Here is a 766-nt window from a genome sequence, read left to right as displayed (position 1 = left end):
TGCTCCGCGAGATGGCGGAAGAAGTGGGCGTCACCGACGCCAGGATCGAGCGCGTCCTCGGCGTCTATCATAGCCGGCGGGAGGGCAAGGACGACCATATCATCATTTTCGTGGTGCAGGGCGGTCCCGATGCGGGCGCCGAGTTGCGCCGCGCCGATCTGGCCGAGATAGAGGAGGCTAGCTGGTTCGCGCCGGACGCCCTGCCCACGCCGCTATCCCCCGCCACCGCTCGCCGGATCGCCGAATATCGGCAAGGCATCACCGGGCACGGGGCCTGGTAAAATCGCGGTGGGCCGTCAGGAACACGATGCAACCGGCGCTGTCCGAAGCCAGGTACAGAAGATCGCCAACTCTCTCACCCACGAATGACTGCTATCGGCATGCGGGCCGAGCGGCAAAACTGGGTGGAAAGCTGGCATTCTTCATGGCAGCAAGCAGTATGACGATCTCGGCCGAGAATGGCGTTGAAGCAACCCTTCGATTGACACCCGACGAGGCCATTGTCCTGTTCGACCTCCTAACCCGTTGGAGCGCCGAAACCGGCGCAGGGGACACCCCAGCCTCCTCATGCTTCGAAAGCACGGCCGAAGGAGCAGTACTGAACGGACTGCTTTGCGATCTTGAGAAGCAACTGGTCGCACCCTTCACGGCCGATTATGCGCGCATAGTCGAAGCTGCGCGGGGCCGGCTGGCCAGCCAATGGGACTATCCAACCCTGAGGGGCTAAACGTCTGCTAATGGGTCGTCGCCGGCCCGACCGCTTTAG

2 protein-coding genes are annotated in these 766 nt (G+C 63.1%); both read left to right on the top strand.

What is annotated here, in order from left to right:
* The coding region (locus SPR01S_RS21070) for an NUDIX domain-containing protein (RefSeq protein ID WP_157082395.1) at window positions 1–281 on the top strand (281 nt) is incomplete at its 5' end.
* Window positions 282–439: 158 nt separating this feature from the next.
* A complete protein-coding gene (locus SPR01S_RS21065) occupies window positions 440–727 on the top strand; it encodes a hypothetical protein (RefSeq protein WP_066593824.1) in 288 nt (95 codons plus the stop codon).
* Window positions 728–766 lie beyond the last annotated feature (39 nt).

It is taken from the genome of Sphingomonas pruni NBRC 15498 (genome assembly GCF_001598455.1).
In the GTDB taxonomy this organism is placed as follows: Bacteria; Pseudomonadota; Alphaproteobacteria; order Sphingomonadales; family Sphingomonadaceae; genus Sphingomonas; species Sphingomonas pruni.
The sequence above is the reverse complement of the archived record's forward strand: the minus strand, read 5'-3'. Positions and strand labels throughout refer to the sequence as shown.